The organism is Pseudomonas sp. IT-P2, assembly GCF_949767575.1.
Taxonomy (GTDB): domain Bacteria; phylum Pseudomonadota; class Gammaproteobacteria; order Pseudomonadales; family Pseudomonadaceae; genus Aquipseudomonas; species Aquipseudomonas pharyngis.
In genome coordinates, this window is record NZ_CATKQA010000011.1 from 686,961 (window position 1) to 704,449 (window position 17,489).

Below are 17,489 nucleotides of genomic sequence, written 5' to 3' on the forward strand. Positions count from 1 at the left end.
AGGTGCATCAGTTCTGCTGACAGACATCGTCGGCATCACGTCGAGGCTGTCGGGATCGTCAATGACAGCCAGACGCCCTTGAGGGCTTCGAGGGCCTGGAGCTGTTCGGCGAGGTGTTTTTCGAGCTGGCGGAATTCGGCAAGTTTAGACATGAAAAAATATCGATGTGAGTAATACCTGACTATCAGCTTTGATGCTCGATCGCACAGAAGCAACGTCAGCCCCTGAGATACAGCAGATTATCCCTTGCCGACTTCAAGAACGGCATATTTCGACTGAGCCCTTTTGCTAGCTTATTCAAACCACAGGGCACCCGATATACCGGTGCCCCGGCGTTGCTCTGACCTCCCTCCGTCCCTGCGGTTAACAGCCCCCATCAGTCCTCTAAGGAGCTAGTTGGATGACAACACAATCTTCGAATATCCACGCCGTGGATTCGCAAACGGCTCAGCAGTTTTATATCAATGGTGGCTGGTGTTCGCCGGCAACGCCTGCCATCAGCCATAAAGCGCCTTGTCGAAGCGGAACGAAGCCCCATAGGCCGAGGCTGGCAGGTGGCTGGAGTGATCTGCCCGTAACCGCGAACGGAAAGTGCCGCTTTGCGGTTGAGTCCGGTACAGCCCTCGCTTTTGCAATTCGGGAATAACAAGTTCGACAAAGTCCTCAAGGCTGCCTGGGCTGATCAACGGGTTGAGCATGTAGCCGCTGGTGCCGGAAATTCGCGCGTGTTCTTCGATGCGCTCGGCGACTTGCTGCGGTGTACCGACAAGAATCAGGTCGCTGCCACGGGTAACGCTGGCGAAGCGCTTTTTCACATCACCCGCCGTCAGCGGCTTGCCACTGCCATCAGGGCGCATCACGTAAGAGGTCAGGCCTTCGGTGTGCGTCGAGAGTGCATCGCTGTCGGCGTAGCGGCTGATGTCGATGCCGGTGTCGCCGGCGTAACTGACCAGCTGTGCCTGCAAGTGATAGTTGCTTTGCAGCTCGTCGTATTTGCGCTGGGCTTCGATTTCGGTTTTGGCCGTGACGATGCGCAACACCGTCAACGATTTCACGTCTTCACGTTGACGCCCACGCGCCTGAGCCTGGGCCCAGATGTCTTCCAGGCCCTGCCGGATTTCCTGCGGGTTGGATTTGGCGATGAAGATCAGTTCCGCATGCTTGGCGGCGAACTCTCGACCGCGTCCCGACCAGCCCGCCTGAATCAGCAACGGGGTGCGCTGCGGGGACGGAGCGGTCAGGTGCGGCCCGGCCACGCGATAGTGCGCACCCTCGTGATTGATCGGTCGCACCCGCTCGCCTCTGGCATACAGCTGGCGGGCCTTGTCGGCAACCACGGCGTCGTCGGCCCAACTGCCTTCCCAGAGTTTGTACACCACATCGAGAAACTCCTCGGCGCGTTCATAGCGATCGTCATGCTTGATCATTTGCTCCAGCCCGAAATTGCGGGCGGCACTGGACAAGTAAGAGGTGACGATGTTCCAGCCCACTCGCCCATTGGTGAGGTGATCAAGCGTGCTGAAGCGCCGGGCGTGGGTAAACGGGTGTTCATAACTGGTGGTCACCGTGACACCAAACGCCAGGTTTTCCGTCACGGCCGCCAACGCTGGAATGATCATCAACGGATCGTTGGCCGGTGCTTCCACCGCCCATTTCACTGCCGCATCGGCGTTGCCGCCGAACACATCGTAGAAACCCAGCACATCACCAAAGAACAACATATCGAGGTGCGCCTGATCGGCAATCCGCGCCAGGTTTGACCAGTAACCCAGCGAGTTGATCGCCAGGCGTTCGTCAGCCGGGTGCGTCCACAGACTCGGCGCACCGCCGCAGCCGACACTGGCTTGTTCATAGAGTGCAAACAGCAGAGGTTTAGGATCGGACATCTTGGTTCCTGCAAGAAATCATTCAACGGAATGGCTCAGCGCTGATGCTTGAAGCCTCTGCCGTAATGGCGTTCGAGGCGATGCTGGATCAGTTCGAGACCGATGGATAACAGCCAATAGATGGCGGCTGCGGTGGTCAGCATTTCAATGTAACGGTAGGACGAGCGCCCGTACGACTGCGCCAGAAACATCACTTCCCAAACCCCCATGACCGAAATCAGGGACGAGTCCTTGAGCATCGAAATGAACTGGCTGGTGGTCGGCGGAATGATCGTGCGCATGGCTTGCGGCAGGATGATATGGATGAACGTCGCGGCCGGCCTCAGGCCCAGTGCGGCGGCTGCTTCGCGCTGACCTGGGGCAACCGCGAGGATGCCGGCACGAAAAATCTCACTGAGATAAGCCCCGTAGTTGAGCGACAGCGCGATGATCCCGGCGCTGATTGCGCCTGGCACCACGCCCAACTGCGGCAGCCCCAGATAGATCAACAGGATCTGGATCAACAGTGGCGTGCCACGAAAGAACGAGGCGTAGAAGCTAGCGATACCAAACGCCACGGCGCTGCTCGACAGCCTGGCCAACGCGGTGACAAAGCCCAGCAATAACGAAAACCAGATCGAGCAGAAACACAGGAATATCGTCAGCGCCGCGCCTTGCAAGAACCCGTTCGGGCCCAGATGCAGGCCGACCAGGTTTGGCCACTTTTCCAGAATGATCGAAAACTTCAGATCGAAGCGCATGAAAAACCACACGCCCAGACCCGACAGCGCCGCCCACGTCAGATACAGGCGCGTGCGAAAACCGAACAGCTGACGTGTCAGTGGCGGCTGCTTTTGCGGGCTGACAGCCGCTTTGGCCGGATGCGGATTGATGGCTGTCATTGGCTGATATCAGAACCGATCCACTTGCGGGATATTTTGCTCAGCGTGCCGTCAGTCTTGAGTTGTGCGATGACCTCGGTGACTTTCGCATTCCATTGCGGATCACCCTTCTCGACCGCCACGACGTTCGGTTCGGCATACAGTGGATCTCCGGCGATCTTGAAGCGCGGATCCTGAGCGATGCGTTCGCGCGCGGTGATCAGGTTGGTGACCATGGCATCCAGGCGCACGCCGGTACCCAGTGCGAGATCCTGGAAGGCAACGGTTTCATTGTCGTAAGGCGCGATCTGGACATTGTCGAACGGATAGCTCAACGGCTTGTCCTCGGCGCCTTCAATGACCAGGTCCTTGTTCAGATAAGCCTCATAAGTCGAGGCACTGATCACACCGACTTTTTTGCCGGACAAGTCCTTGCCGGTGACTATCTCCTTGTCCTTCGCATTGACCACGATCACCGCCGGTGACTGGTAATACTCCACGGGGAAGTCGAACACTTCGGCCCGCGCCTTGCTCGGTGTCATCGAGCACACGCAGATGTCGTATCGACCGTTCCAGTGCCCCGCGGCAATCACGTCCCAGGAAGGCGTTTCAAGTTTCAACTTGACCCCAAGGCGCTCGGCCACAGCTTTAGCGACATCCACATCGAAGCCGTCGAGCTGGTTCTGGTCATTGAGAAAAGAGAACGGCGGGTAACTCTCCATCAGGACACCGGTGAGCTCACCTTTTTGCGTCACGCGATCGAGGGTGGGCCCGGCGAAGGCTGCCGCGCAACTGACGGCGAGCGCCAGGCCAAGTGTCAAATGTGTGGGGATCTTCAAGTGCGAATGCTCCAATCAGGAAATGCCTGGTTAGATTAAAACGCACTATAAAATTAATATGAACTTCGTTTTAGGAATAAAAAGCTACGCTTAGGCTATATGAGATCCAGCCGCCAGCATCAGGCAAAGCCTTCATCTCCAAGGCTCATCGCTGCTGGTTTCTCACGGAGCGTACTCCGGGCAATGAACATCAGGAAAACCGGATCCTGAAGAATGGCCTGTTGGTTCCCTCCAGCCTTCTGGTCATATCGACCCTTTGTACTGTTTTCTTCAATCTGCGGGGGTTGTTTCAGGAGCGTAGTTCATCCGCTGACAATGCTGGAGCCGCCCAGGGTGGAAAAGAGTGTGCAACCAGGTTGAGTAAGTTGCGTTGCTGCTCCAACGCATGTTCAGCGGCGAATGAATAGCTTTACCGGCACTGCTGCCTGAAACGTCAGTGAAGTGCAGATAGCTCCGGCACACAAATGGCGTTAGCATCCCGTACATTCGGTTTAACAGCATGATTTCAAGATCAGGGTCGCATAGTGGAAAAGTTAAATCGCCTTCAGAGTGGAATCGAAGGCCTGGATGCTCTGCTCAAGGGCGGATTGGTCTCAGGCGCTTCCTACATTATTCAGGGGCGTCCAGGGTCGGGCAAAACGATCCTCGCCAACCAACTTGGATTCCATCATGCGCGCAATGGCGGCCGTGTTCTGGTAGCGACACTGCTTGCCGAATCCCATGACCGGCTTTTTCAGTTTCTGTCCACCTTGAGCTTTTACGACGCTTCCAAAGTTGGCGCTGAAATCCAGTTCGTCAGCGCATTCGATACGCTGGAAAATGAAGGTCTGGATGAAGTCGTAAAACTGCTGAGGCGTGAGATCAGCCGCCAGAAGGCCACAGTCATGGTTGTCGACGGCTTGCTGAACGCACGCTCTAAAGCCGACTCGCCCATCGACACCAAGAAGTTCATCTCTGAATTGCAAGGGCACGCTGCATTTGCTGGATGCACCGTGTTGTTTCTCACCAGTTCCCGACTGGATGACGGCAGCCCCGAGCACACCATGGTGGATGGCGTGATCGAAATGGGAGAGGAGCTTTATGGCACCCGCTCGGTGCGTCGTATTCAACTGCGTAAAACCCGGGGCAGCGCGGCACTGACCGGGCTTCACGAGTGCGAAATCACCGAGAACGGTCTGGTGGTTTATCCGCGCCTGGAAAGCCTCTACAGCCACCCCTCTTCGCCCGACAGCGCCAACATGACGCGCATCCCCAGCGGTATACATTCTCTGGACACGATACTGGGTGGCGGGCTGCACAGTTCCAGCGTGACGCTGGTCATGGGCCCGTCAGGAATAGGCAAGACAACCCTAGGTCTTAAATTCCTGGGTGAGTCGACGGTGAAGGCACCGGGCCTGCATTTTGGCTTTTATGAAAGCCCGGAGCGGTTACGCCTGAAGGGCCAGTCACTAGGAATCGACATCAAAGGCATGGAAGAAAGCGGTGCGTTGAGCATCGCGTGGCAACCGACCACCGAAGGTCTCCTGGACGGCCTGGGCTCAAGGTTGCTGAGCATCGTCGAAGAAAAGGGCATCAAGCGTTTATTCATCGACAGCCTTAGCGGCATGACGCGCGTCTCGACGAATCCAGCCCGAATTACTGACTTTTACAGTGCCCTCATGAACGAATTACGTTCCAGGGGCGTGACCGTGTTTGCCTCTTGGGAGATGCGAGATCTGTTCGGCTCCGAGATCAGTTCACCAAACTCTGACCTGTCCAGCATCGTCGACAATCTGATGCTGATGCGGTTCTTCGAGAATGACTCTGAACTAAGCAGAACCATTTCCATTCTTAAAGTCAGAGATAGCTCTTATGACCCTTCGCGATTTGAAGTGGTCATCCGTGACCAGGACGTTGATCTGAAAAAGGCTTCAAGAAATGAACCGCCAGTTCCTAATCCTGCAGCCCTGCCAGGTTCATTTTCCTAGGTCTTCTATTCAGGTTGCATTCTCATGACCACCATCCTGGTTGTCGACGACGAATATTTGATCGCTGACATTCTCGGCTTTGCGCTGGAGGATGAAGGCTTCATGGTCGTGAAGGCCAGCAATGGCAAAAAAGGGCTTGAGGTACTTGAGCGAGAGCGCCCTGACCTGATCATTACCGACTTCATGATGCCGGTAATGGACGGACTCGAATTCGCCACGGCCGTCCGCGCCCTGCCCTCAGCGCATCTCTTGCCCATCATTCTGATCAGCGGCGCACAAGCCCACCTCGGCATGGAGAGATCGGACTTGTTCAATGCTGTCCTGGAAAAGCCTTTCAATATCGATTCAATCCTTGCTACCGCCAGGCGACTGCTGGCTGCAAAATGAAACGGATTGAATCCATCTCCAAGACTGAACCTGCCCGCTCGGCCCTGCATGCCTGATGGCATGCAGCTTTCACCCTTTGCTGGAACCGCTCGAGATTCATCGATGATTCGCCCAATCACCGAAGTCATGTCGAGTGGGACTCGATGGATCGTAATCCTGCCACCTGCTTGTGATCGGTTGAAGTCGCAAAGGTCTCCCACGATGTGCGAGGCACAAAGGCGCAACACGGCAATACCGCCTACGCTGATGAGGTAACCTCTGGGCCCGTTTCCGAGTTGACGGTATCGAGCCGGGAGAGGATTCCTTTTACCGTCCGCTTATCACCCATCCGGACCTGCCCGCGCATATCGCCAGCAACTGGCTCCTCAATCCAGTCCACCCGACCGGCAGTACGGCGCAATGGGCAAAGCTGCACTCAGTCCCCCCACCTGTCGTTCCCAAGCGACCGATGCCGCAGCACCTCTGGCAACGGGGCGCTGTTCACGTTCTGCCACTGAGGAAAATCAGTATGTATCGGCCGAGCACGATTCCTTATCAGCAGCATCGAGGGTTCAGCCGAACCTTCACGCCGGGGCATTTGAGCCTTGGATTGTTCTTTCCCATGGAGGCCTTCGACGGCGACACGCCGAGCATGCTCAACCAGGTCGCATTGGCGAAACAGGCCGAGGCATTGGGTTTCAGCGCGCTCTGGTTTCGTGACGTGCCGCTTCGCGATCCCGGATTCGGCGATGTCGGCCAAGTCTTCGACCCCTGGGTCTACCTGGGTTATATGGCCGCCCATACATCGGAAATTGCGCTTGGCACCGCCTCCATCGCCATCCCTTTGCACCATCCCCTGCACACGGCCAAGGCGTCAGCCAGCGTCGATCAGTTGAGCGCAGGTCGCTTGATTCTTGGGGTGGCGTCCGGCGACCGCCCGGTGGAGTTCTCGGCTTTTGGCGTCGATCCCGAAAGGCGCGGGGATATCTTTCGCGAGCACTACGCGGTGATTCGCCGAGCCCACAGCACCAGTTTCGAACCCATCCACTGGAGCGCCGGGGAAATGCGCGGCGCGGATCTGATTCCGAAACCGACCACCCAATTCATTCCAATGCTCGTGACCGGCAATAGCCGTCAGTCACTGGATTGGATCGCGCGCGAAAGCAACGGATGGATCAACTATCCACGCATACCGAACATGCAGAGACTGGTCGTGGAAGATTGGCGGCTGGAGGTCACGAAGCAATGTGGTTCCGTCTATAAGCCCTTCACTCAGTCGCTTTACATCGACCTTGATGAAAACCCGTCTACGCCACCCACTCGCATTCATTTGGGGTTCAAACTCGGACGTTACCATTTGCGTTTTTTGCTGGAGTCGCTTGAGGAAATCGGCGTCGATCACGTCATCCTGAATCTCAAATACGGAAAGCGCCCGGCAGCGGACGTTATTGAGGAGCTGGGTACTCACATCATTGCGCAATACGGTGCACAGCCAAGTCCGACAGCGCATTGATCTGTCGGCCACTCCTATCCCCGCAGGATGCTCACTGAGCATCCTGCGCCTCACGGTCCGGCGTTCACTGCACTGGATATTGCCCAGTACCAGCGCTCGCCCGGCAGACCGACCAACCGCTGTTTCCAGGGCAAAACGTTCGGCATCGCGTTAAGGCGCAGCAAGCGCCCTGCGTGGGGGAAGAAGTATTGTCAGATGGTTTTTTTCAGCCTATCTTGATTTATACCTATACAGACCATCCAACCACGTACAACTATTTCGCGATGGCTTGCCCTCACGTACATCGCTGCCGCGAGAAAAACAAAGCCGGCCATCGCCGTAAGACTCTCGTTGACGTCGTCAAAAGTCGAGCGTCAAGACCAGCCGGGGAAAACGATAAACCTGTACATATCCAGCCCACCGTACAAGCAAATGGTTCGAACATGGCCTTCGACACCTTTGCAATCAGGGAGCAAGGCAATGACGCGATTACTGCTGTTACTGACACTGATGCTCAGCATCGCAAGCTGCACCAGCGTGGACGTCGCCCGTTATGCCGATCAACAACCAGCCCTGGATCTGCATCGGTTTTTCAGCCAGCCCGTCAAGGCCTGGGGAATGTTTCAGAAGCGCAGCGGCGAAGTGACCAAGCGTTTCGAAGTCAATATCGTCAGCCGTCGCGAAGGCAACAACCTGATACTTGACGAGCGCTTTCTGTACAGCGATGGCACCCGCCAGCACCGCGTATGGACATTGACGCCCGAGGGCCAGGGACGCTGGAGCGGTCGCGCTGGCGATGTAGTCGGCGTTGCCCAAGGCCAGATGGCGGGCAACACATTTCACTGGCGCTATCGGCTGAACGTACCGGTCGACGATTCGACCTATGAAATGAGCATGGACGACTGGATGTACCTGATGGACGAGGACACGTTGATCAACCGCACCCGCATGTCCAAGTTCGGCGTGGAGGTCGGCCAGGTGACCTTGTTCTTCCGTCGCCAGAGCACCGAAGCAAGCCAATGAACCGCAAAATGAACACTATCCGCCGCTTGTGCCTGGTCCTGGGCGACCAGTTGTCCTTCGACCTCGCTTCCTTACAGGCACTCGATGCGGAGCGCGATACGGTGCTGCTGGTCGAGGTCATGGAAGAAGCCAGCCATGTGCCCCACCATCCACAGAAGATTGCTCTGATCTTCAGCGCCATGCGCCATTTCGCTCAGGCGTTGCGAGACCAAGACATACGTGTTGAATACGTGACCCTGGATGACCCGCAAAACAGCGGCTCGGTGCCGGGTGAACTAAATCGCTGGCAAGCGCTGTTGCAGGCCGAGCAAGTGCACATCACCGAGTGTGGCGACTGGCGGCTGGAGCTTTCGATGAAGGAATCCGGCTTGCCGATTCACTGGCACGCCGACACGCGTTTTCTGTGCAGTCGCGAAGAGTTCGCCGCCTGGGCCGAGGGCAAGAAACAGCTGCGCATGGAGTTTTTCTACCGTGAGATGCGGCGCAAGAGCCGCTTGCTGCTCAATGGTGACGGCTCGCCAGTGGGCGGCGCATGGAACTTCGATGCCGAGAATCGCAAGGCCCTGCCCAAAGGCGTCAAAGCGCCCTACCCGGTACGCTTCAATAACGACGCCATCACCCTCGATGTGCTGGCACTGGTCAAGGCGCGCTTCAGCCAGCACTACGGTGCGCTTGATGACTTCAACTATCCCGTCACCCATGCCGATGCGCAGGCACTCTGGGCGTACTTTCTCGATTATGGCCTGGCGGGGTTTGGCGATTACCAGGACGCCATGGCCAGTGACGAGCCGTTCCTGTTTCATGCGCGCATCAGCGCAGCGCTCAACATTGGCCTGCTGGATTTGCGGCAAATTTGCAGTGATGTGGAGTCGGCGTACTGGGCCGGCAGCGTTGCGCTCAATGCCGCCGAAGGCTTCATTCGGCAACTGATTGGCTGGCGGGAATATGTGCGGGGCGTGTACTGGCTGAAGATGCCGGATTACGCGCTGGGCAACTCTTTTGGCAACAGCCGGCCGCTGCCCGAGTTCTACTGGACGGGTGAGACGCAGATGAACTGCATGCGCCAGGCCATCGGGCAAAGCCTGCAGCATGCCTATGCGCATCACATTCAGCGGCTGATGGTCACCGGCAACTTCGCCCTGCTCGCCGGTATCGCGCCGAGCCAGATCTGCGAGTGGTATCTGGCGATCTACATGGATGCTTTTGACTGGGTCGAGCTGCCCAACACGCTGGGCATGGTCATGCACGCCGATGGCGGTTATCTCGGTTCCAAACCCTATTGCGCCAGCGGCCAGTACATCAATCGCATGTCGGATTACTGCCGCGGTTGCGCGTACAAGGTCAGCGAAAGCACGGTGGACAATGCCTGCCCATTCAACGCGCTGTATTGGCATTTCCTGATGCGCCACGGTGAGCTGCTGCGCGGCAATCAGCGCATGGCCATGATGTACAGGAACCTCGACCGCATGCCGCAAACCAGGCAACAGGCACTCTGGCAACGTGGCCAGGCACTGTTGGCGCGCCTGGATAACGGTGATTCGATTTGAAATCAGCGTTCACCCGAAGCGACCTTGCTCCATCAGTGAAACTTAACGACGACGCAACCTGTCAACGGATGAGCAACCACAGAGCCACACCGCTTCGCGCTGATGGTTGCACCTGACGGGCTTACCCACCCCATGAAAAACCTGACCAAGAAGGCGAGATGGACACCCTCAAACACCTTAGTCGCGAAGCGCTCGAATGCGAGGTCAAGCGATTACGCGCCGCGCTGCAGAGCAATGAAGTCGACATTGAGCGCGACATCACGGCGCGACTGCACGCCAGTCAAGCCGCGCTCGCCCGCAGTGAAGCGCGGCAGCGGGCGGTATTCGAAAGTGCCGTGGATTTTGCCATGGTCGTCACCGACCTTGCCGGGTACATCACCGAGTGGAACTGCGGCGCGACCAACGTGCTCGGCTGGTCTGCCGAAGAGGTTCGCGGCCAGAGCGCGGCCTGCTTTTTCACACCTGAGGACCGCGCTGCCGGCCGTGTAGAAGATGAAATGCAGCGCGCCCTTGGCGAAGGCCGTGCTTACGATGAGCGCTGGCATTTGCGCAAGAACGGCGAGCGATTCTGGGCCTCCGGCGAGCTGATGCCGCTTTACGATGCAGACCAGACTCACTTGGGTTTCGTGAAAATACTCCGCGACCGTACTCAGGAGCATCTCTACGGGCGCGCCATCATCGAAACAAAAGAACGCTATCGACTGGCCGTCATGGCGACCAGCGATGCGGTGTGGGACTGGGACCTGCAAACCAACCAGATCATCTGGAACCAGGCGTTGCAACAGGCGTACGGTTTCCCGCTGGAGAAGGTTGATCCCAGTGGCGACTGGCGGTTCGCGCGGATCCATCCGCAGGATCAGGCGCGGGTGCAGGCATCGATGCGCGCCGCCATCGAAGGCGACGGCACGACATGGAGCGCGGAGTATCGGTTCTGCTGTCAGGACGGCTCCTACGCCGAGGTGCTCGATCGCGGACACTTGATCCGCAATCCCGCCGGCCAGGCCGAACGCATGATCGGCGCGATGCTTGACCTGACGCGCTCGCGCAGTGCCGAAACGGCGCTGCGCCAGAGTGAGGAACGCTTCAGTACCATTCTGGAAACCATCGAGTCGGCGTTCGCTATCGTCAAAGTCAAATTCGACGCCAACGACGAGCCTGTCGACTACTACTTCGTCGAGGCCAACCCGGCGTTCGAGCGCCAGTGCGGGGTCAACCTGCGCGGTAAATGGGTCACCGAGTTCGCGCCCAATCTTGAACGCTTCTGGTTCGAAACCTACGGCCACGTGGCCAAGACCGGGGAACCGGCGAACTTCGAAAATTACGCCAATACCTTTGAACGCTGGTTCGATGTGCGCGCGGTGCGGGTCGGCGATCCGGCCGACCGGCAGATCGCGATCCTGTTCAACGACGTCACCGAGCGGCGCGCCGCCGAGGAACGCTTGCGCGCCAGCGAGGCAATCGCCCGGGAAAACGTCGAACGTGTGCAACTGGCCCTTGCCGCCGGCGCCATCATCGGCACCTGGCACTGGGACCTGCTGACCGACCGTTTTGCCATCGACGAAGGCTTCGCCCAGGTGTTCAACCTCGACCCGGCACTGGGGCGCGAAGGCCTCAGCCTCGAACAAGTGATCACCAGCGTGCACCCCGACGACCGCGATAGCCTGACCATGGCAATCGACGAAGCCATTGGCCGCGGTGGCGCCTATTCCCATCAGTACCGTGTACGGCGCGAGGACGGCAGATTCCAGTGGATCGAAGCCAACGGACGCGTTGAGTGTGCAGATGACGGAGTTCCCCTGCGGTTTCCCGGCGTGCTGATCGACGTCGAGGAGCGGCGCACCGTCGAGGCGGAGCGCGACCGGGCTCTTGCCGCGTTGCGTTCGCTCAACGACACCCTCGAGCAACGGGTTTCATCGCGCACTTCCGAGTTGATGCAGGCAGAGGAAAAACTGCGTCAGTCGCAGAAGATGGAAGCGGTCGGCCAGCTGACGGGAGGCCTCGCTCACGATTTCAACAACTTGTTGGCCGGCATTTCCGGCGCACTGGAGCTGATGGGCGCGCGGATCAATCAGGGCCGTTTGAACGAAGTCGACAAGTACATGGTGACCGCCCAGGGCGCGGTCAAGCGAGCCGCCGCCCTTACCCACCGCCTGCTGGCGTTCTCCAGACGCCAGACCCTCGATCCACGACCGACCGACGTCAACACACTGATGACCGGCATGACCGAGCTGATCCAGCGCACCGTGGGCCCGAGCATTCTCCTGGAAACCATTGGCTCGCCCGTGCTTTGGCCGACACTTGTGGATGCCAGTCAACTGGAGAACGCGCTGCTCAATCTGTGTATCAACGCGCGCGATGCAATGCCCGACGGCGGACGCATCACCATCGAGACGGCCAATCGCATCATGGATGCCGAGATCGCCGGCGCGCTGGACATGCCCGAGGGCGAGTATGTGTGCCTGTGCGTCACCGATACCGGCACCGGCATGTCGGCCGATGTCATCGCCAAGGCCTTCGACCCGTTCTTTACCACCAAGCCGCTGGGCCAGGGCACGGGGCTGGGCTTGTCGATGATCTACGGGTTCGCCAAACAGTCCGGCGGCCAGGTGCGCGTGCACTCGCAGGTCGACCGGGGCACCACGATGTGCATCTACCTGCCTCGTCACCGTGGCGATCCCGTGCAGAGCCACGATGACAAGCACATCGCACCGGCGGTGGTGCCCAAGGCCAGCGAGACCATTCTGGTGGTGGACGACGAGCCGACGGTGCGCGCGCTGCTGACCGATGTGCTTGGCGATCTCGGCTACAACTTGCTTGAGGCGGGCGACAGCGTTGCCGGGCTGAAAGTGTTGCAATCAAACGTGCATATCGACCTGCTGATCACCGATGTCGGCCTGCCGGGTGGCATGAACGGTCGGCAGCTGGCCGACGCCGGCCGGGAGATCCGCCCGAACCTGACGACCCTCTTCATTACCGGTTACGCGGAGAACGCAGTAATCGGCGCCGCCCAACTGGGCCCGGGCATGCAGGTGCTGACCAAGCCGTTCGCGGTCGATACGCTGGTGGCGCGGGTCAGTGAACTGATGTGCTCAAGATCCGAATGAACGACCGCTGCGGCGGAACAAACCAGGCAAACGGGCTGCGGCCAAGGAGTGTGAAATGGTGACTTTCCTGATTTTTCTGATCGCGTGCGGTGCGGCGGCAACCACCGGCATGGTTTTCAAGCCCGGCCAATGGTACGCGCAGCTCAACAAACCGAAGTTCACGCCACCCAACTGGGTGTTTCCGGTGGCCTGGACGACGATCTACCTGCTGCTGGCCTGGGTTGGCTATCGCTTGACCATGATTCCCGGCAGCGAACAGGTGCTGGCATTGTGGGCGGCGCAGATTGCCCTGAACACACTGTGGACGCCTGTGTTCTTCGGCGCGCAGCGGATCGTTGCCGCGATGATTATTCTCGTACTGTTGTGGCTGGTCGTCGCCGTGATGGTGGTCCTGGCCCTGCGCCTGGATGTGATCACCGGGTTGATCCTGTTTCCTTATCTGGCCTGGCTGTGTGTTGCTGCGGCGCTTAATTTTTCGATCATGCGCAACAACCGGGTGGGTCTCGGCTCATGACCGTACTCCAGGCGCATGAAGCACCGCTCAAATTCGATAGTACTGGCGATACCAACTCACAAACTGCGCCACACCCTCTGCAACTTCCACTCGCGGAGAAAACCCGATCCATTGTTCCAATGCCGAAACATCAGCCCAGGTCTTGATGACATCGCCGGCCTGCATCGGCAACAGATTGCGCTGGGCTTTTATGCCCAGTGCCTGTTCGAGGCAGTCGACGAAATCCAGTAACGCGACCGGTTTGCCGCGCCCCAGGTTGAAAATCCGGTTGACGCCACTCGCCTCCTTCTCCGGCGCTGGCGGTTTCAGACACAGGCGGACGATGCTTTCGACAACGTCATCGACGTAAGTAAAGTCCCGCGCCATCTGACCCTGGTTGTAGATGTCGATCGGTCGTCCCTGAAGAATGGCTTCGGTAAATTTGAACAGCGCCATATCCGGCCTGCCCCAGGGCCCGTAAACCGTGAAAAAGCGCAGGCCGCTGGCCTTCAAGCCGTAGAGATGGCAATAGCTGTCGGCGAGAAGCTCATTGGCGCGCTTGGTGGCGGCATACAGCGAGACAGGGTGCTCGACCGCATCATCGACGCTGTATGGCAACTTGCTGTTGGCCCCGTATACCGAGCTGCTCGACGCGTAGATCAGATGCGCGGGCGGATAATGTCGGCAGGCTTCCAGCACATTCAGAAACCCCACCAGGTTCGATTGCGCATAGGCATCCGGGTTGTCGAGCGAATAGCGCACACCCGCCTGAGCGGCCAGATGCACCACCTCGGTGAAATCGTGCGCTTTGAATAACGCCATCAAGGCAGGCTTGTCGACAATATCCAGTGTTTCAAAACTGAAACTCTGCAGACTGCTCAACTGTTCAAGCCGCGACTGTTTGAGATCCACACTGTAGTAATCGTTAAGGTTGTCGATACCGACAACTTCCTGGCCTTGCTGCGCCAATCGTTTGACCGCGTGATAGCCGATAAAGCCCGCAGCGCCTGTAACAAGAACGGTCATAATCCCTGCTCCACACAAGCCGACAGGCGATAAGTTATAGCGCTGGATGACTTATTCAGTCCAGGTTTTATAACAGCACCCAATAGTGGGGAAAGCTTTCGATCTAAATAATAGTCGCGACCATAACAGGCAGAAAAAGTTTCTACCGTTCAGCCAAAAGAATAAGTCATTAAAAAACAGTTAGTTATCCATCGGCAAAAGCATTACTGGATGGATGGCGTGTTTTTTGACTGCTAACGTTTGACAGACCAGAAAGACTGGCCGATAACTACCAAGGTTGATTTTTTGCAGGGCGCGAGCAGTTACTTACTCGCGCCCTGTCGCTTCAGGGACAACTACTTAGTTACCTAACCTTAAGCCTGCATGAACAGACCGTGCGGTAGCTTTGCCCTCTAAAAAGTTGAACCGATGACTCCTCCAGAGGTGCCGCATAACAGAGCGAAACTTCACTGCTCGATGCACACCAATGAAACACTTTGTGATTCATGTTTGAAACACTTCAATAACCCATAATAAAAAAGCACTTTCGCTGACTGCCCTTACTTAGCCCTCAATAGAGCTTCTGCCTGCCATAAACTTTCGATCATTACAGAGTTTACCAGCATGCCAGTCATCAGCTCGGACCACCCCAATTGGTACCTTTTGCAATGCAAGCCACGTCAGGATGAGCGTGCTCATCTCAATCTGCTTCAACAGAATTACGTGGTCTTTCATCCCCAACTCGTCAGCGAGCGCATTATTCGCGGAAAACGCCAGCGAGTGCACGAATCCCTCTTTCCTGGATATTTGTTCATCCAGCTCAGTCGTGACGACAACTGGGCACCCTTGCGTTCCACCCGAGGGGTCAGTCGCTTTGTCGAATTCAATCATGGTCCCGCGACCGTGCCTGAGCACGTCATCGAGCATCTGCGTACGCGTTGCATCGAATCAATGACGTCGGAGCCGGATGAAGCGCTGAAACCCGGAGAGAATCTACAGATTGTCAGCGGCCCGCTCGCGCCACTGGAGGGCGTGTTCCTCGGATTGCACGGAACCGACCGCGTGATGATCCTCCTGCAGTTTCTCAACCGTGAGCAGCCTGTCTGCCTGCCATTGAGCGTGATTGAACGACAACAAGCCGGTTTTCACCCCTACAACTAACGACTTGCCTTATATGCCCTTGCTCAGGAGCTATAACATGGCTTTGAAGTCACGATGCCCTGTCGCGCTGATGATGGCCTGTCTCTATCCCGAAATGGCCTGGAGCATCAATCCGCAAGCCATTGATGTGTATGGATTCGACTTCACGCCATCGTTCCTGTTTTCAGAAAGTTATGACGACAACTTTCGCGAACTGGAAAACAGCAAACAGTCCTCCATGGTCACCAAGCTGGCGCCTTCTTTCGAGCTCAAGGCCGAGGATCGCAACAGTGCCACGCGACTGATCTGGCAACCCACTCGCTACATTTATCACGACGAGTCGGATGCCTCGAACACGGCACAACGCGTGCGTGCCGACAGCATCATGGAGTTCACTGACCGGCATCGTCTGAAGCTCGACGCCGAGTACCGCAAATGGGAGCGCACGGAATCGACGGCGGTCGAAGGCATCAACGACAAGCTCAACAACAAACGGGTGGGCGGTCTCTACACCTTCGGGGCGAAAAGCGCTGACAACCAAATCGATCTCGGGGCCAGTTACGCACAACTGCGCTACGACAACGCCGATGGCATCAACGACGACAAGGAACGCAATACCACTGCCCTGACGAGCACCTGGTATCACCGCATCGGCAGCAACACCCGGGGTCTTGTCGAATATAACCACACCGACTTTGATTACCAGCAGGCCAACAGCCCGCGCAGCAGTAAATCCGACGCCGTCATGGCCGGTGCCGTATGGGATTTCACGGCACGCACGACGGGTAAAGTCCGCGTCGGTTACGAGAAAAAGAACTTCGACAACAGCGAATCCAAAGACCTCGACAACCCGACCTGGCAAGTCGATCTGCAATGGAAACCGCGGACCTATTCGACATTCACCTTCGTCGCTCGCCAGGCCCTCGCCGAGGGTGACGACGGCGCTGATGCCGTGAAGTCGACCTTCACCCAGGTCGGCTGGCGTCACGGCTGGACTGAACGGATTACTACCGTGGCCCAAGCCGGTTACGGGCGTTATGTCTACGAAGGCCAAAGCCGTACCGACAATCTTCAGGACTACAACCTGGCCGTGGTGTACGCCATGCGCCGTTGGCTGGATATTGAACTGGGTTATCGATATCGCGACAACGATTCCGATGCCGACAACGAAAGCTTCACCCGCAACGTGTTCCAGATCAGCTTCAACGTCAGCCTTTAAGAGGGTCTCGACATGAACACTCGCACACTTGTCCTTTTGTTCGCGTTGTTTCTCTTGCCTCACGTCCATGCGGCAGATCCTGCCACGCAATACAAACTCGCTGCCGGCGACGTGTTGCGAATCATCGTTTTCGGTGAACCGGAGTTGAGCATCAAAAAGATCCGACTCAGCGATGCCGGCACCTTCTCCTATCCGTTTCTGGGAGAGATTTCCGCCAAGGGACTGACCCCCAGCCAGGTCGAGAAAATCATCGTCGACGGGCTCAAGCAGGGTTATCTGATCGACCCGAAAGTCAGTCTCAGCCAGATTGAATACCGCTCGTTCTACATCAATGGCGAAGTGAAAAAGCCCGGCAGCTATCCGTTCGTGCCCGGACTGACACTGGAAAAAGCCATTGCACTGGGCGGTGGTTTGACCGAGCGGGCCTCGATGAAGCGAGTGACCATCTTGCGCAGCGAGAGTGGCGAAAGCGTCACCGATAACATTTCACGCAGCACCACGATCGCCCCCGGCGACACCATTTCCATTGCACAAGGCTTTTTCTGATC

General features: G+C 57.5%; 14 protein-coding genes and 1 pseudogene. 10 read left to right on the forward strand and 5 right to left on the reverse strand.

Annotated features, from left to right (window positions below; all coding sequences use genetic code 11):
* Positions 1–74: 74 nt before the first annotated feature.
* The 4 genes and pseudogenes from ACM6JM_RS09850 to ACM6JM_RS09865 all read right to left on the reverse strand — a co-directional run.
* Positions 75–152, reverse strand: a pseudogene (locus ACM6JM_RS09850) (transcriptional regulator); the annotation flags it as partial.
* A 345-nt stretch (positions 153–497) separates the two neighbouring features.
* Entirely contained in the window at positions 498–1,886 is a 1,389-nt protein-coding gene (locus ACM6JM_RS09855) for an LLM class flavin-dependent oxidoreductase (RefSeq protein ID WP_414881758.1), read from the reverse strand.
* Positions 1,887–1,921: 35 nt separating this feature from the next.
* Positions 1,922–2,767, reverse strand: coding sequence for an amino acid ABC transporter permease (locus ACM6JM_RS09860; protein WP_085603571.1), 846 nt, complete (start codon positions 2,765–2,767; stop codon positions 1,922–1,924).
* Positions 2,764–3,585 (reverse strand): ABC transporter substrate-binding protein, encoded by an 822-nt coding sequence (locus ACM6JM_RS09865; protein WP_064596729.1) that lies wholly within the window; start codon positions 3,583–3,585, stop codon positions 2,764–2,766. The genes ACM6JM_RS09860 and ACM6JM_RS09865 overlap by 4 nt, the downstream gene beginning before the upstream one ends.
* 521 nt (positions 3,586–4,106) lie before the next feature.
* Between ACM6JM_RS09865 and ACM6JM_RS09870 the strand changes: the two genes are divergently transcribed.
* The 7 genes from ACM6JM_RS09870 (at position 4,107) to tspO (ending at position 13,598) form a co-directional block, all read left to right on the forward strand.
* On the forward strand, positions 4,107–5,552 hold the full coding sequence (locus ACM6JM_RS09870) for an ATPase domain-containing protein (RefSeq protein ID WP_166742306.1): 1,446 nt from the start codon (positions 4,107–4,109) through the stop codon (positions 5,550–5,552).
* 24 nt (positions 5,553–5,576) lie between these two features.
* Positions 5,577–5,939, forward strand: a complete 363-nt coding sequence (locus tag ACM6JM_RS09875) for a response regulator (protein WP_414881759.1) — start codon at positions 5,577–5,579, stop codon at positions 5,937–5,939.
* A 508-nt stretch (positions 5,940–6,447) separates the two neighbouring features.
* On the forward strand, positions 6,448–7,431 hold the full coding sequence (locus ACM6JM_RS09880) for an LLM class oxidoreductase (RefSeq protein ID WP_210710664.1): 984 nt from the start codon (positions 6,448–6,450) through the stop codon (positions 7,429–7,431).
* A 459-nt stretch (positions 7,432–7,890) separates the two neighbouring features.
* Positions 7,891–8,433 (forward strand): DUF3833 domain-containing protein, encoded by a 543-nt coding sequence (locus ACM6JM_RS09885; RefSeq protein WP_103385241.1) that lies wholly within the window; start codon positions 7,891–7,893, stop codon positions 8,431–8,433.
* Positions 8,434–8,441: 8 nt separating this feature from the next.
* Entirely contained in the window at positions 8,442–9,980 is a 1,539-nt protein-coding gene (locus ACM6JM_RS09890) for a cryptochrome/photolyase family protein (protein WP_210710663.1), read from the forward strand.
* Positions 9,981–10,138: 158 nt separating this feature from the next.
* Positions 10,139–13,084, forward strand: a complete 2,946-nt coding sequence (locus ACM6JM_RS09895; RefSeq protein WP_414881760.1) for a PAS domain S-box protein — start codon at positions 10,139–10,141, stop codon at positions 13,082–13,084.
* A 58-nt stretch (positions 13,085–13,142) separates the two neighbouring features.
* Complete coding sequence (gene tspO / locus ACM6JM_RS09900) at positions 13,143–13,598, forward strand: tryptophan-rich sensory protein TspO (RefSeq protein WP_064600841.1); 456 nt, start codon at positions 13,143–13,145, stop codon at positions 13,596–13,598.
* A gap of 27 nt (positions 13,599–13,625) precedes the next feature.
* Here tspO and ACM6JM_RS09905 read toward each other — a convergent pair whose 3' ends face one another.
* Positions 13,626–14,603 carry an NAD-dependent epimerase gene (locus tag ACM6JM_RS09905; protein WP_414881761.1) on the reverse strand — a complete coding sequence of 326 codons (978 nt, stop codon included), beginning with the start codon at positions 14,601–14,603 and terminating at the stop codon, positions 13,626–13,628.
* Positions 14,604–15,206: 603 nt separating this feature from the next.
* Here ACM6JM_RS09905 and rfaH point away from each other — a divergent pair.
* The 3 genes from rfaH to ACM6JM_RS09920 are packed head-to-tail and all read left to right on the forward strand — an operon-like array spanning position 15,207 to position 17,487.
* On the forward strand, positions 15,207–15,743 hold the full coding sequence (gene rfaH, locus ACM6JM_RS09910) for a transcription/translation regulatory transformer protein RfaH (protein WP_414881762.1): 537 nt from the start codon (positions 15,207–15,209) through the stop codon (positions 15,741–15,743).
* A 37-nt stretch (positions 15,744–15,780) separates the two neighbouring features.
* Complete coding sequence (locus ACM6JM_RS09915; RefSeq protein ID WP_039768571.1) at positions 15,781–16,941, forward strand: outer membrane beta-barrel protein; 1,161 nt, start codon at positions 15,781–15,783, stop codon at positions 16,939–16,941.
* Between the two features lie 12 nt (positions 16,942–16,953).
* The gene (locus tag ACM6JM_RS09920) at positions 16,954–17,487 is read left to right on the forward strand and encodes a polysaccharide biosynthesis/export family protein (protein WP_039768572.1); all 534 of its coding nucleotides are present in this window, start codon (positions 16,954–16,956) and stop codon (positions 17,485–17,487) included.
* The last annotated feature ends 2 nt before the right edge of the window (positions 17,488–17,489 follow it).